Here is a 14,865-nt window from a genome sequence, read left to right on the forward strand (position 1 = left end):
CCTGCGGTGTGACGTCCGGTGGACACCGGGTGACCGGAGTGTGTCCGGGGGCTGGGAGCGGCACCCGCCTCGCGCGTACCCTCATGCGCTATGGGGGAGTTGAAGGCGGACTGGCGGCTGCGGCTGCGTCGTGGCGAGCCGGACGGGCCGGTGTGCGGCGCCGGAGTGCTGCTCACCCAGGACCGGGCGCTGACGTGCGCCCATGTCGTCGGCGAGCCGGACGCCCGGATGTGGGTGGAGTTCCCCGAGAACCCCGGCATCGCCCCGGTCGGGACACGGGTTGCCGAGGACGGCTGGCTGCCCGGCCTCGGCGCGACCCGCGAGGACATCGCCGTACTCGCCCTGGACAGCCCGCGCCCGCAGGCCACCCCCGCCACGCTCGACCGGAGCCTGGAGCGCGGCCGCGAGGTGTGGATCGGCGGGTACGCGCGGAGCTTCGCCGACGGCATGTGGCTGACCGGCCGGATCAGCGGGGCGCACGGCGCGTGGATCCAGCTCGACGCCGGGCGCAACGAGCAGGTGGTGCGGCCGGGATTCAGTGGCGCCGCCGTCCAGGTGCGCGGCGTGGGCGACGGGCGTCCCGAACGGGTCGTCGGCATGGTGGTCAGCTGGCGCGGCGACCTCGACCTGGCGCTGCCCGGCGACAACGACCTGGCGTTCTCGTACATGATCCCGATCGACCGGATCGCCGAACTCGTGCCGCTCGTCGCCGAGTTGAGCGGACCGGACGGCTGGGACCACGGCCTTGCCCGGCGGCTGCGGGCCTGGTTCGCGGGCGGCGACCAGCCCGCGGTGCGCTTCGGCGTCGTACCGCGCGGCGGCGGCCGCGACCGGACCCTGCGCCACCAGCTGTACCGCGCCCACCTCGTCTACCGGGGCGGCCGCACCACGCCCGAGGAGTTCGTCGACGAGCTGGTGGCACGGCTGCACCCGCCGCGCCACCAGCTCCGGGCCTACCGCGACTGGCTGCTCCACGGCGGCACCCCGCCGGACCGGGCGGCGGGCGGGCTGCCCGGGGCCACCGGGCCCACGCTCGCCGTGATCGGACTCGACGAGGACCGGGAGCCGCGCCGGCTGGTGCCGTTGCTCGCCCGGGTGCGGACGCTCGGCTTCCGGCTGCTGGTCGTCGTCCGGGACGGCGCGGGCGACGGCGTGAGCGAGGTGGCCCGGCACCTGCTGGTGCCGGCCCTGGACGAGCGGGCCACGGCACTCCTCGGCCGCGTCGAGTCCGCCGAAAGGAACTGGGCCGGGCTGAACGGCCTGGTGGAGTCCGCCTCGCTGCCCCCACCGCCCGGGGTCGACCCGGCCCGTCGCCGGCGACAACTGGAGCGGCTGCGCGCCCTCGCCGAACCGCAGGAACAACTCACCGCACTGCGCTCCCTGTTACGCGAACTGGAAGCGGACCTGGACCGACACGCCGGAGCCGGCCGGGCGGACGTTCCGGGACCGCGCACCGACCGGGGACGGACGGAGCACCGATGACGACCGACGACAACACCGCGAGGCGCGGTGCCGGGGCACACGAGCCCGGCGCGATCCGGACGAGAGACCCCGGCTGCCCGCACCGCCGGTTCACCGGAGCTCCCTGCGGCGGCACCGTACAGTCCACCGGCTACTGCGACACCTGTGGCCGCTCCAGGACGGACCCCGGCCTCCCGCCACTGCCCACCGCCCCCGAGAAGTACGGGCCGGCCGGTCTGCTGGAGCTGCCCCCGCTCGAACCGAGCAGCCCCGGCCAACGGCTGGACGCCGCCACCTCGCAGGCACGCATCCTGATGCGCTGCTCGGCCAAGTCCTGCCCCACCTTCTTCATCGCGCCGAACACCGCCGTCCCACCGCCGGACACGGGCTACTGCCCCCAATGCGGCGCCCCGTACGCCTACCGGCCCGAACTCAGCGAGGACGGGCCGCTGCTCCAGGACCAGTACCGGATCCGCGGCCCCATCGCCCACGGCGGCCAGGGCTGGGTCTACCTCGCCGAGGACACCCACCTGGAGGAGTACGTCGCCGTGAAGGGGCTCCTCAACCGCTACGCGGAACGGGGCGCCGCCCAGGCCGACGAGGAGCGCCGCAGCCTCGTCGCCATCCGGCACGAACGCATCGTCCGCATCCGGGACTTCGTCAGCACCCGCGGCGACGACGGCACCGTGTCCGGCGGCTACATCGTGATGGACGACGTCGGCGACCGTACGCTCTCCGCGGTCATCGAATCGACCCGGCAGGGCACCTTCGTCCTCGACATCGAACACGTCATCACCTACGGCTGCCAGATCCTCGAAGCCCTCGCCCATCTGCACGGCATGGAATTCCTGTACGGGGACATGAAGCCGTCCAATGTCGTCCACCGGCACGACGGCATCAAGGTCATCGACCTCGGCGGGGTGCGCGGGAGCGGCGTCACCGAGCCGCCCCCCGTGATCACCCCCGGATTCGCGGCCCCCGAGACGGACCACGGCAGACCGCTGACCGTCGCCCACGACATCCACACCGTCGGGATGACCCTGGCCGAACTCGCGGGCTGGGCGGTCGGCGACGACGTACCCGGCCTCGGTACCAGCTCCTTCCGCCTGGTGGTGGAACGGGCCACGGCCCGCGACCCGGACCGCCGGTTCGCCGCCGCCGGGGACATGGCCGGCCAGCTCCGCGGCGTGCTGCGCGAGATCCGGGCGCTGCGCGGGAAACGGGACCAGCCCGAGCCCTCCGTCAACTTCACCCCGTCCACCGAACTGCTCGGCGCGCGGCTGGGCTCCGTACCCGACTACACGCACTGGCTGCGCCGCCCCCTCCACCGCCGCCACGAGACCCCCGACGCCCCGGCGCTGGACGCCGGGCTGCCCACCCCCACCGAGATCGCCCGGCGGCTCCCGGTGCCCAGGCCCTACCCGGGAGACCCGGCGGCCGCCCGGTTCCTGGTCAGCAGCTACGACCCCGGCCGGCCGCTGACCCAGCCCGCCGAGGGGGAGCGGTCGGTGGAGATCTGCCTGCACAACGCCCGGCTGCTGCTCGGCCAGGAGGGCAGGGAGGCGCTGGCCGGCGCGCGCGAACAGGTGCGGGAGGCGAACGCCATTCCCGGGCCCGGCCCGGTGCGGCAGTGGCGGCTCAGCTGGCACTGGGGGCTCGTCGCGCTGCGCAGCGCCGATGTGCTGGACGACCGGCGGCAGATGCTGGAAGCCGCCCTGGAACACTTCGCGGCCGTCCACCGGGCGCTGCCCGGCGAGTACGCGGCGAAGCTGGCGCTCGCGTACGTCGCGGAACAGCTCGGCCGGGACCTGCCGGCCGGGGCCGCCCCGTCGGCGTACGAACTCTTCCGGGCCGTGCACGCCCGCAACCCCTCGCACGTCGGCGCCGCGCTGGGTCTGGCCAGACTGGCCCTGGCACGCGGCGACCGGGAAGCGGCGGCCGGGGTCCTGGACCTGGTGCCCGACGAGTCGCGGGACCACGCCGTCGCCCGCGTGGCCGCGCTGCGCATCCGGGCGGCGCGGCTCGCGGCGGGCGAGCGACCGCTGCCCGCGCGGCGGGAGATCGACGCCAGTCTCGCCGCGGTCCCGCTCCGCGAAGGCGGCCCGGACCCGGGGTCCGTGGTGCCGGGCGATGAAGCGACCCGGCTGCTGCGCACCGAACTGTTCGAGTGGAAGCTCGACGTGGTCCGCGCCGCCGCCCCCGCCACCCGGCGTGGCCGGTGGCGGCGGGGACTGCCCCCGCTGCCGGTCCCCGGGGAACGGGCCGTGCGCGAGGAACTGGAGCAGTGCTACCGCTGGCTGGCCCGGCAGCGCCAGAAGACCGCCGAGTACGAGCGGCTGATCGACCTCTCGCACGCGATCCGCCCGCAGACCCGTGTCTGAACCCGAGCCTGACGCCTTGGAGGCTGCCGGGCGACCTCCGATCGGGCGGCCGCGCCCTGGCACGCCCGATCGGAGGCCGCCCGGCAGCCTCTTGTCCCTGGAGGCAATTCCATGAGTCGCACCGCTCCCTCACCCGGCCTCGAAACCGGTCTGCTCGTCGAGGTCCCCGAGAAGCACCCGCCGGGCGACGACATCCGGATCGAGGCCCATGTGCGGGTCGAAGCGGTCGCCGTCGGGCCCCAGGACGCGATTCCGGCCGCCGAAGTCGCCCTCGTCATCGCGGTGGACGTCGCCGCCTCGCGCCGCGCCGGGACCGTCGACGCGCTGGCCGACGCCGTGGGCGCACTGCCCGACGGGATCTCCTACACGGTGCTGGGCGGCGAAGCCTCCCGGTGCTACCCGCTGCGGGGCCGGCTGGCGATCGCGGATCCGGACGACCGGCGCCACGCCGCGTTCAGCGTCGGCCGGATCACCGCGGCCGACGCCGGGCGCCGTCCGCCCGGATACGCCCGCTGGCTGGCGGGGGCGCGCGAACTGTTCGCCGTCTGCGAGCTCCCCGTACGGCATCTGGTACTGATCACCGACGGGAGCGGCCGCGGCGACGAGGACGAGGCCTACCGCGAGGACAGCGCACTGCGCACCGAACTCGCCCGTTGCGAAGGGGAGTTCACCGCAGACGTGATCGCCCTGGGGGAGTCCTGGGACCCGGCCGCGCTGCTCGCCGTCGCCGAACGGCTGCACGGCGACGCCGCGTACGCACCCGAGGCGTTCGCCCCCGCCGTCGATGCGGCCGTCGTCCGACTGCGCCGGATCCGCAGCCCCGCGCTCGCCCTCACGGTCGCGGTACGACCGGCGGTCCGCGAGGTGACGCTCACCGAGACCGCTCCCCGCCAGCAGCGGCTCGAACCGGCCGGCGACGGGGACGATCCGCGGCGGCTGGAATTCCTCACCCATCAGTGGAAGCCGGAGACCCGCGACTACCTCCTCACCCTCCGGGTCGACGCGAGCAACGACCCGCTCGGGGTGCCGCTCCAGCTCGCCACCGTGACCGTCGGCGACCTCACCGAACCGGTCGTCGTCCGGTGGCTGCCGTCGGGAACCGCCGAGCCCACGGCGGACCATGCGGGCGGCGCGGACCACAGCGTCCACGCCATGAACGCCTCCACCGAGATCCGGACCGCTCTCAGGCGCGCGTACGACGCCCTCGACCTGGACCGGCGCGAGGAGGCCGAGCAACAGTTCGGACGCGCGGTCCGGCTGGCCGCGGAGATCGGCGCCTCCTGGGTCCGGGCCGAGGTCCGCAACGTCGCCGAGATCATCGACGAGCGGCGGGGGCGGGTCAGGATCGGGCCGACCGTCGACCGGGGCACCGTCCGCCGGGGGCGGCTGAGCGTCGCCTCCGCACACCTGGTGGAACCGTCCGGGACCCCGGCCGGAGCGACGGCACGCTGCCCTGAGTGCGAACACCCAGCCGGTCCCGCCGCCCTGTTCTGCATCGCCTGCGGGAGGCGGCTGTGATGTCCGGGCCGGCCCGGTGGACCGGCGCGCTGCGCACCCGCCGCTCGGGCGGGTCACGGACCCGGCGGCTCCTGGAGCGGCATCTGACCGGGTTGCTGGTGCTCGCCCTGCTCTCGATGAGCGTCCTGCTCGTCTCGTACCGCGAAGCGCAGATCTCGGCGGGCGAGATGCGCACCCGGGGCGCGCCCGCCGTGCAGGGAGTGGCGGCCACCCAACTCGCCCTGCTGCGCGCCCACCAGGAGGCCCAGTTCTCCGTCCGCCACGACATCGACGGCGTGGTCGGGGCCGGCGCGCGCTACGAGAGCCAGCTCTCCGCCGCCGCCCAGGGCCTCTCCCGGCTCAACGACGTACAGCTGGACGGGGACCGCGGCCGCGGAGTGCTGGAAACCGTCAACGGTCTGCTGACCTCGTACAGCAGCTCCATCACCCCGGGCGCGGTGAAGTACGTGTCGGACGAGCCGATGCAGCGGGAGAAGTTCGCGGAGGCCGAGACGATCCTCAGCCGCGACGGCACCGGTGTGGTGCCCCGCCTCGACATCCTCCAGGAACACCAGATGCAACGGATCGACACCGTCAGCTCCCTGGGCACCCTCCGCCGGACCGGCTGGGTGATCGCCGAACTCGCCCTGCTGGCGATGGCGTCGACCACCCTGTCCGCGCTCCGGGTGCTGCGCCGTCGCTGCGGGCGCAGCTTCGACCCCTGGCTGCTGACCACGCTGCTGGCCACGGTCGTGCTGGCGGTGTTTCCGCTGTGGGCGACCACGAACACCCAGCAGCGGCTGGACACCGCCCACGCCGGGCTCGTCAGGATCGAGCGACGGGCCCACGCCGACGGTGACCTGGCCAAGGCCCAGCAGTACGTCACCGACGAGTCGGCGAGCGTACGCGCCGATCTCGCCGCCCAGGGCTGGCAGAGCTGGACCTATTACGGGGCGCTGGGCGGCGGCGCGTTGATCGTCCTGCTGCCCGCCGTCGGTATCGGCCGACGCCTCAACGCCGACTACTGGAGGGCCGGATGATCCCGCGCGCCCGCATCGTCCTGCTCGTGATGACCCTGCTCCTGGCCGCGGCGGGCTGCGGGCTCGCCGCCCCGGGCGGCAGCGACGAACAGCCCAAGGTCACGATCCTCGGCCCCTGGACCGACAACCAGGAGAAGCAGTTCAAGGACGTCCTGAACGGGTTGGGCATCCCCTACACCTACCAGGGCACGGCCGCCACCCGGGAAGTCCTGCTCGCCGAGGTGCAGGCGGGCAATCCGCCCGACATCGCGATCCTGCCGGGCGTCGGAGAGCTCGTCGAGTACGCCGCCGAGAACCGGCTGCGGTCCCTGCGCGGCCTGTACGAGCCCAAGGAATACGGCAAACCCTGGCAGCCCGAGGCGCAGGGCATCGCCGACGATCTGTGGGTGCCGCTCAAGGCCGACCTCAAGAGCATCGTCTGGTACCGCAAGGACCGGCCGCCGCCCTCCCACCCCGCGCCGCTGACCTCCTGGTGCATCGGCATGGGCGACGACGGGGCCTCCGGCTGGCCGGGCAGCGACTGGATCGAGGACCTGATCCTGCAGAGCGCGGGACCGGTGCTGTACGAGCGCTGGGCGACCGGGGCCATCAAATGGGTGGACGCCCCCGTGATCAACGCCTGGACCAGATGGGCCGGACTGCTGGCCCAGGACCTGGCAGCCGCGGAGCGCGCACTGCTCTTCGACCACCGCGGCAGCCCCGGCGGACACGGGCTGCTCTTCGGCGACGGCTGTGACCTGGAACACCAGGGCTCGTTCGCCCGTTCCTTCTACGGGGACCGCAAGGAGAGCGCCGCCTTCACGGACTCCGCGCCGCTGCTGCCCGGCGGCCCCTCCGTGAAGGGCCGTGAGGTGTCCGCCGACTTCGCCGCCCTGTTCGGCCGGTCCGACCAGGCCCGCGATCTGCTCCGGCGGCTCACCTCCCGCACGGCCCAGGAGGAGTGGGGCCGCAAGGCCGGGGTATTCTCGCCGAACTCCGCCGTGCACGCCAAGAACGGGGCGGTCGAGAAGCAGATCAGCGCCCGGCTCACCGACCATCGCGTGCCGCTCTGCCTGGACGCCTCCGACGTCATGCCGGCCGCCGTGCGGGACGCCTTCTACGAGGCCGTCCTGCTGACCATCGCGCACCCCGGCGACTCGGTGCGGGAGCGTCTGGCGGCGATCCAGAAGGTGCAGGACGCCCAACCGGAGGACATCCCGAGGCTGACACGTGTGTGCAGCAGACCACAGTGAGTCTTTGTCGAACTCGGACAAAGACGGACCCACAGGGGCTGGCACATCGCCTGCATCAGGCCGGACTTCTGTCAGGCTCCACCAGGAAACAGGTCAGGAGACTGTACGGAGTCGACGGCACGATTTACTTGCCAGGCTTCGTAGGGTCGGTACATGACCGTTGTGGACGAAACCCCGGGCGAGCCGAGCGACACCCGTGGCCGTGTGGCCGAACTGCTGGCACTGCGCGAGCAGGCCCGTCGCGGACCGAGTGACCGGGCGACCGAGGCGCAGCGCGCCAAGGGCAAGCTGACGGCGCGTGAGCGCATCGAGCTGCTGGTCGACCCGGGTTCGTTCAAGGAGGTCGAGCAGCTGCGCCGGCACCGGGCGACCGGCTTCGGCCTGGAGGAGAAGAAGCCCCACACCGACGGTGTCGTCACCGGCTGGGGCACGGTCGACGGCCGTACCGTCTTCGTCTACGCGCACGACTTCCGGATCTTCGGAGGCGCCCTGGGCGAGGCCCACGCCACCAAGATCCACAAGATCATGGACATGGCCATCTCGGCCGGTGCCCCGCTCGTCTCGCTGAACGACGGCGCGGGCGCCCGTATCCAGGAGGGCGTCAGCGCGCTCGCCGGATACGGCGGCATCTTCCAGCGCAACACCAAGGCCTCCGGCGTCATCCCGCAGATCAGCGTGATGCTCGGCCCGTGCGCGGGCGGCGCGGCCTACAGCCCCGCCCTCACGGACTTCGTGTTCATGGTCCGCGAGACCTCCCAGATGTTCATCACCGGACCGGACGTCGTGAAGGCGGTCACCGGCGAGGAGATCACCCAGAACGGCCTCGGCGGCGCCGATGTGCACGCTGAGACCTCGGGCGTCGCGCACTTCGCGTACGACGACGAGGAGACCTGCATCGCCGAGGTCCGCTACCTGATCGGGATGCTGCCGTCCAACAACCGGGAGAACCCGCCCGCCGTGGCGAGCGACGATCCGGCCGACCGGCGCGGCGACGTCCTGCTGGACCTGGTGCCGGCCGACGGCAACCGCCCGTACGACATGCACAAGGTCATCGAGGAGCTCGTCGACGACGGCGACTACCTGGAGATCCACGAGCGCTGGGCCCGCAACATCATCTGCGCCCTGGCCCGTCTGGACGGCCAGGTCGTCGGCATCGTCGCCAACCAGCCGCAGTCCCTCGCCGGTGTCCTGGACATCGAGGCGTCGGAGAAGGCGGCCCGGTTCGTCCAGATGTGTGATGCATTCAACATTCCTATCATCACTCTTTTGGACGTACCTGGCTTTCTGCCCGGGGTCGATCAGGAGCACGGTGGAATTATTCGGCACGGTGCGAAGCTGCTCTACGCGTACTGCAACGCCACGGTGCCGAGGATCTCGCTGATCCTGCGCAAGGCTTACGGCGGTGCGTACATCGTGATGGACAGCCAGTCCATCGGTGCGGATCTGACGTACGCCTGGCCGACCAACGAGATCGCGGTGATGGGCGCCGAAGGCGCCGCCAACGTCATCTTCCGCCGGCAGATCGCCGACGCCGAAGACCCGGAAGCCATGCGGACCCGCATGGTCAAGGAGTACAAGGCCGAACTGATGCATCCGTACTACGCCGCCGAGCGCGGCCTGGTCGACGACGTCATCGACCCCGCCGAGACCCGCGAGGTGCTGATCGCCTCGCTCGCCATGCTCCGCACCAAGCACGCCGACCTGCCGTCCCGCAAGCACGGCAACCCCCCGCAGTAGTCCGCGGCCCCCGCAGCAACCCTGCCGGACCCGCGAAGACCTGCCGAGAAGACGGAGAATCCGCTTATGAGCACTGCCACCGAGTCCGTGCTGCGTGTCGAGAAGGGTCTTGCCGACGCCGAGGAGCTGGCCGCCATAACCGCGGTTCTGCTCGCCCGCGCAGCCGCCCAGCCTGCCGCGCCTGCCGCCCACCGTGGCCGCAGCACCGCCGGCTGGCGCCGCCTGGAACGCACCCCGGGCTTCCGCGCCCCGCACTCCTGGCAGTGCTGACCGAACCGATCAAGCCCATGCGGGCCCGATCACGCCCGTCCGGCGCTTGAGGACAAAGCGCTGCCGAAGGCCGCGCAACACGCGAGGGCCCCGCACTCCCGAAGGAGCGCGGGGCCCTCACGCACAGCCGGACCCGGGGGCGGCAGCCCTAGGGTCTTTCGTCGAAAGACGCTAGCGCAACCGCGCCATCAGCGCGTGCTCCACGAGCGTGATCAGCGCACTCTTCGCGTCCGCGCGGTGCCGCGCGTCCGTCGTGAGAATCGGCGTGTCCGGCCCGATCTGGAGGGCTTCGCGGACTTCGTCGGGGGTGTAGGGCTGGTGTCCGTCGAAGCCGTTGAGGGCGATGACGAAGGGGAGTCCGCTGTTCTCGAAGTAGTCGACGGCGGGGAAGCAGTCGGCGAGGCGGCGGGTGTCGACGAGGACGACGGCGCCGATGGCGCCGCGGACCAGGTCGTCCCACATGAACCAGAAGCGGTCCTGTCCGGGCGTACCGAAGAGGTACAGGATCAGGTCCTGGTCCAAGGTGATGCGCCCGAAGTCCATCGCCACCGTCGTGGTGGTCTTGTCCCCGGTGTGCGTCAGATCATCGATGCCCGCGGACGCGGACGTCATCACGGCTTCGGTGCGCAGCGGATTGATCTCCGAAACGGCACCGACGAACGTGGTCTTACCCACGCCGAAGCCCCCTGCCACCACGATCTTCGCGGAGGTAGTGGAGCGGGCCGCTCCGCCGCTAGAGCTTGCGAAGTCCACTGAGCACCCTTTCGAGCAATGTCACATCTGGCTGGCCGCCGGCGGACTCGTCGCCGCCGGGCTGATGGATAGCGACGAGTCCAGCCTCTGCCAGGTCGGCTACGAGGATCCGGGCAACGCCGAGCGGGATCGAGAGCAGTGCCGAAATCTCGGCGACCGACTTGATCTCGAAGCACAGCCGGCAGATCCGCTGGTGCTCGGGCAACTGCCCTTGCAGCCGGGACGGATCGGCCGTGGTACTGACCAACGCCTCAATGGCGAGTTGGTAGCGCGGTCGTGTCCGGCCGCCGGTCATGGCGTACGGACGGACCAGCGGATTGTGCGCGGCGGGCGCGGTCGGCTCGGGGGCCTGCCGCGGCTGCACGGGCTGGATGCGGGGCGACTGGGGCGGGTCGAAACGGTGCGGCCGCTGCGGGGGCCACCCGGCGCCCTGCTGGGCGCCGTACGGCTGCTGCGGCTGCTGCGGCTGCTGATAGGGCTGATACGGCTGCTGGGCGCCCTGTCTGTTGGGTGTGGAGGGGAAGTTGAAACGGTTGTCCCCGTGCTCACCCGGTACGTTCTGGCCACCGTTGTACCGGTGTCCGCCTGGGGGTGTTGCCACGATTCCTCCTCCGCCTGCCGGTCCCGATCCCAGTGGGTCCGCGCCACCGCACTTTATGGCGCGGTGGCGCGAAACGCACAGTCTGTCTACTAGTTAAGAAGACTTCCCTGGAGTTCGGCGCGGAGGTCCGGGGTGAGGACGCCGCCCGCGCGGTCGACGAGAAGGGCCATTTCGTACCCGACCAGACCGATATCGGCGTCCGGGTGGGCGAGAACGGCCAGTGAAGATCCGTCGGAAATGGACATGATGAAGAGGAATCCGCGCTCCATCTCCACGACTGTCTGATTCACCGCGCCGCCTTCGAAGATCCGCGAGGCGCCCGCGGTCAGCGAGGTCAGACCGGAGGCGACGGCCGCCAGCTGGTCGGCGCGGTCGCGCGGAAATCCTTCGGACATGGCCAGCAGGAGTCCGTCGGCGGAGACCACCACCGTGTGCGACACCCCGGGGGTGTTGTCCACGAAGTTGGTGATCAACCAGTTGAGATTCTGCGCCGCCTGGCTCATCGGGCTCACACTAACGCTCCTGGTTGTAGGTATCACTTGCGTCCGAACCCGCGTTACGTCCCCGCAGCACGCCCCGCCGCAGGTTGCTCAACCTGCCGCGGACGTCCTCGGGGGCACGGGAGACCTGAGGGCCGCCCTGCAGGGTCTGCTCCGCCGTACCCTCGACCAGATTGGCCTTGGGCACCCGCCGGGGAAGCCCGGACGGGGTGACCCCGCCCGCCTTGGGCTCCCGGAGCTTCTCGGCCCGCTCCCAGCGCTCGTCGTTCGTCGAGCGCCAGTCGTCGGAGCCGTTCTCGTCCTGCTGTGCGGACGGCTGCCGCTGCGGCATCTCCTGCTGCTGCGGCGGCAGTTCCTGCTGTGCTGCGGCTGCGGGCCGGTTGTTCCCGCGGCCGGTGGGCTGCCAGTGCTGCTGACCGCCCCGGCGTGGCAGACCGGCTTCGGTCAGCTCGTGGCCGGAGTTCGGGGTGGGCCCCGGACGGTCGAAGCCTACGCGTTCCTGCGGCTCGGCGGGGGCACTCGGGACAGATTCCGCTTGGACCTGCGCAGGCGGTACGTACGCATCCTGATACGCGCCCTGATTCGCCCATTCGTCCTGGTGGGGCTGGGGGGTGAAGGGTTCCTCGTACGACGGCTGCGCGGTCGCGCCGACCGCATATGCCGCCTCCGCATAGCCGTCCTGCCGGGTGTGGTCGGGCTGCTCGGCAAAGCCCGCGTCACCGCCGTAGGGGGCGTAACCACCCTCGTACGGAGCCTGCTCGTACTGCTGCGGCTCCTGGGCGTAGCCGTTGCCGGCGTACGGGGCCTGCGCGAACTGCGGGCGCTCGCCCGTCGCCTGCGTCTCCAGCGCGGCCCGGCGCTCCTCACGCATCAGCGAACGGCCCACCGGGTCCAGCTGCGAGGCGTCCGCCGACGGCTGCTCGTAACGTGAGTCGTCGAAGCCGAGCTCCGCCGCCGTGCGCAGCTGCGGGGGCGCGGGCTGCTCGAAGCCCTGCTGCTGCGGAATGATCGAGGAGACGGTGAAGTCGTCCTGCGCGGCGTCCGGTTCGCCGCCGCCACCGTGGGTGATGGCGTCCGGCAGCATGACCAGCGAGGTGGTCCCGGCCTGCTCGCCCGAGGGGCGCAGCTGAACCCGGATGCCGTGCCGGTCGGCGAGCCGGCCGACCACGAAGAGACCCATCCGCTGCGACACCGCGGCATCCACGGTCGGCGGGTTGGCCAGCTTGTGGTTGATGTCGGCGAAGTCCTCGGCGGTGAGACCGATGCCCTTGTCGTGGATCTCGATCATCACGCGGCTGTCGGGCAGCCGGGTCGCCGTGACCCGCACCTTGGTCTGCGGCGAGGAGAACGTGGTGGCGTTCTCCAGCAGCTCGGCCAGCAGATGCACGAGGTCGGTGACGGACTGGCCGTGGATCTCGGTCTCCGGCACCCCGGAGAGCTCGACGCGCTCGTACGCCTCCACCTCGGAGGCGGCGGCCCGCAAGACGTCGACCAGCGGAACCGGCTGGTTCCAGCGGCGGCCGGGCTCCTCGCCGGCCAGCACGAGAAGGTTTTCGCCGTTGCGCCGCATCCGGGTGGCCAGGTGGTCCAGCCGGAAGAGGCTCTCCAGCTGGTCCGGGTCGGCCTCGTTGTTCTCCAGGTCGGTGATGAGGGTCAGCTGGCCCTCGATCAGGGACTGGTTGCGACGCGACAGATTGGTGAAGATCGCGTTGACGTTGCCCCGCAGCATGGCCTGCTCGGAGGCCAGCCGGACCGCCTCGCGGTGCACCTGGTCGAAGGCGCGGGCGACCTCGCCGATCTCGTCGCGGCTGTCGATCGGGATGGGCTCGACGCGGGTGTCGATCCGGCCGGGATCGGTCCTGGAGAGCTGGTCGACCAGCATCGGCAGCCGCTGCTCGGCGATCCCGAAGGCGGCGGTACGCAGATGGCGCATCGAGCGGCTCATCTGCCGCGCCATCAGCCCGGCCAGGACGAAGGCGGCCAGCAGGGCGACGATCACGACGGCGGCGTTGATGAAGGCGTCGTTCCGGGCGCTGGAAGAGATGTCCGCGGCCTCGGACACGGCCTTGTCGACGAGCTCGTCCTCGACCGTGGTGTAGCCGTCGAACTTGGCGGTGGCGGCGGCCATCCAGGTCTCGGGCGTGATGCCCTTGGCGGCCAGCTTCTGGGGGGACTTCCCCTCCCCGATCTGCTGGGCCATGCCGTCGAAGACCGAGCCGTCGACACTGGGCGGCGCGACGAACGGGACCCCCGTGGCGTCGGCCTGCTCCTTCGCCTTCTCCAGCCTCTTCGCGCCTTCGGCCGACTGCGCGGCCATGACCTGCTTCAGCCGGGCCACGTCGGCCTCCGTACCACCGGAGTTGAACTCGCCGAGCGCGATCTTCTCCAGGTAGTTGTACGAGCCGAAGGCCTTGACCTGGGCGTCGAACGTGGCGTTCTCCTGGCTCGGACGCACCAGCAGGTGCATACCGATGGAGCGCTGAAGCGATTCTGCAGCCTTGGCGAGCTCGATCGCGTAGACCGTACGGCCGTAACTGGTGATGTTGCCGGTGCCCAGACCCAGCTCGTTGCAGAACTCCATCAAGGAGTGCTGCACCTGGACATAGCCCTCCTCCGTCTTCACCGGGTTCATCGCCTCGGCGTAGGCGGCCTTGCGCAGCTCGGGGAGTTTGGGCTCCTCCAGCCGGAACAGCTGAAGGCGCCGCTCCAGGCCCTGCGTCCTGGGCATGTCCTTCACGGCCGTGTCGAACTTGGCCGCGGCGGCGTCGGTGGCCGCCCGGACCTGGTCGATGACGGCGGCGTCCCGCTTGTTCGACAGCAGCGGCTGAGCGGAGAGGTCACGCTCATTGAGGAGTGCCTGGCCGTACGCGGAGGCCGCGCGCACGATCAGCGCGGTCTTCTCGGCCTCCTGCGCCTCCCGCCAGGTGTCGATCGAGCCCTTCACCTGGAAGCCGCCCATGACCAGGCCGACGAGCACCGGGATCAGGAGGATCGCGTTCAGCCGAGTGGGTACCCGCCAGTTGCGCGGGGAAAGCCGACTTGAGCTGCCCCCGGACTTCATCGCTCGGGACCTATCGGCGGGCGACGCCGCGGCGCGCGGAGCCGGGGTGAAATTGCCCCGCCCCGGCTCCGCCCCGGAGCCCTCGTTGCTTCGCCTCACTCGACCAACAACCTCTCGGCGTCGGCACCTACGTTGTGCCGTGTTTCGTTCAGGGCCGTACTACTCGGGAGTTCGTCGAATTCCAGCACGGGGACCGGTCGCGTTCCAAACAGTCGGAACCAGCCATTCCGAGTGGTCCAAGCCTCAGATAAAACGGGCATAAAGAACGAGCCCCGCCAAAAGGCGGGGCTCATGTGAGCTCAGCGATACCGATTGAACGCATCGGGTGTTGA

The 14,865-nt window shown here is 71.4% G+C and carries 11 protein-coding genes; 7 read left to right on the top strand and 4 right to left on the bottom strand.

The features are described 5' to 3' along the window. Nucleotides 1-90 precede the first annotated feature (90 nt). The 7 genes from OG306_RS27640 (at nt 91) to OG306_RS27670 (ending at nt 9,618) form a co-directional block, all read left to right on the top strand. Entirely contained in the window at nt 91-1,482 is a 1,392-nt protein-coding gene (locus OG306_RS27640; RefSeq protein WP_266748844.1) for a S1 family peptidase, read from the top strand. Next, nucleotides 1,479-3,842: a serine/threonine protein kinase gene (locus tag OG306_RS27645; RefSeq protein WP_266905287.1), complete on the top strand. Its 2,364-nt coding sequence runs from the start codon at nt 1,479-1,481 to the stop codon at nt 3,840-3,842. The genes OG306_RS27640 and OG306_RS27645 overlap by 4 nt, the downstream gene beginning before the upstream one ends. Before the next feature lie 111 nt (nt 3,843-3,953). Continuing rightward, entirely contained in the window at nt 3,954-5,360 is a 1,407-nt protein-coding gene (locus tag OG306_RS27650; RefSeq protein ID WP_266748847.1) for a hypothetical protein, read from the top strand. Further along, nucleotides 5,360-6,379, top strand: a complete 1,020-nt coding sequence (locus tag OG306_RS27655) for a hypothetical protein (protein WP_266748849.1) — start codon at nt 5,360-5,362, stop codon at nt 6,377-6,379. The genes OG306_RS27650 and OG306_RS27655 overlap by 1 nt, the downstream gene beginning before the upstream one ends. Beyond that, a complete protein-coding gene (locus OG306_RS27660; protein WP_266748850.1) occupies nt 6,376-7,611 on the top strand; it encodes an extracellular solute-binding protein in 1,236 nt (411 codons plus the stop codon). Before OG306_RS27655 ends, OG306_RS27660 begins: the two co-directional genes overlap by 4 nt. 153 nt (nt 7,612-7,764) lie before the next feature. Beyond that, complete coding sequence (locus tag OG306_RS27665) at nt 7,765-9,348, top strand: acyl-CoA carboxylase subunit beta (RefSeq protein ID WP_266748851.1); 1,584 nt, start codon at nt 7,765-7,767, stop codon at nt 9,346-9,348. A 66-nt stretch (nt 9,349-9,414) separates the two neighbouring features. Further along, the gene (locus OG306_RS27670; protein WP_266748852.1) at nt 9,415-9,618 is read left to right on the top strand and encodes an acyl-CoA carboxylase subunit epsilon; all 204 of its coding nucleotides are present in this window, start codon (nt 9,415-9,417) and stop codon (nt 9,616-9,618) included. 171 nt (nt 9,619-9,789) lie between these two features. On the opposite strand, the gene OG306_RS27675 is transcribed toward OG306_RS27670, so the two are convergent. From OG306_RS27675 to OG306_RS27690, 4 genes are all read right to left on the bottom strand, one after another. Beyond that, a complete protein-coding gene (locus tag OG306_RS27675; RefSeq protein WP_014048542.1) occupies nt 9,790-10,371 on the bottom strand; it encodes a GTP-binding protein in 582 nt (193 codons plus the stop codon). Then, nucleotides 10,352-10,972, bottom strand: a complete 621-nt coding sequence (locus OG306_RS27680; RefSeq protein WP_266748853.1) for a DUF742 domain-containing protein — start codon at nt 10,970-10,972, stop codon at nt 10,352-10,354. Before OG306_RS27680 ends, OG306_RS27675 begins: the two co-directional genes overlap by 20 nt. Before the next feature lie 89 nt (nt 10,973-11,061). After that, nucleotides 11,062-11,475 (bottom strand): roadblock/LC7 domain-containing protein, encoded by a 414-nt coding sequence (locus tag OG306_RS27685; RefSeq protein ID WP_073771622.1) that lies wholly within the window; start codon nt 11,473-11,475, stop codon nt 11,062-11,064. Between the two features lie 10 nt (nt 11,476-11,485). After that, on the bottom strand, nt 11,486-14,632 hold the full coding sequence (locus OG306_RS27690; protein ID WP_266905285.1) for a nitrate- and nitrite sensing domain-containing protein: 3,147 nt from the start codon (nt 14,630-14,632) through the stop codon (nt 11,486-11,488). Nucleotides 14,633-14,865: the final 233 nt, after the last annotated feature.

The sequence above is a fragment of the Streptomyces sp. NBC_01241 genome, assembly GCF_041435435.1.
GTDB lineage: Bacteria > Actinomycetota > Actinomycetes > Streptomycetales > Streptomycetaceae > Streptomyces.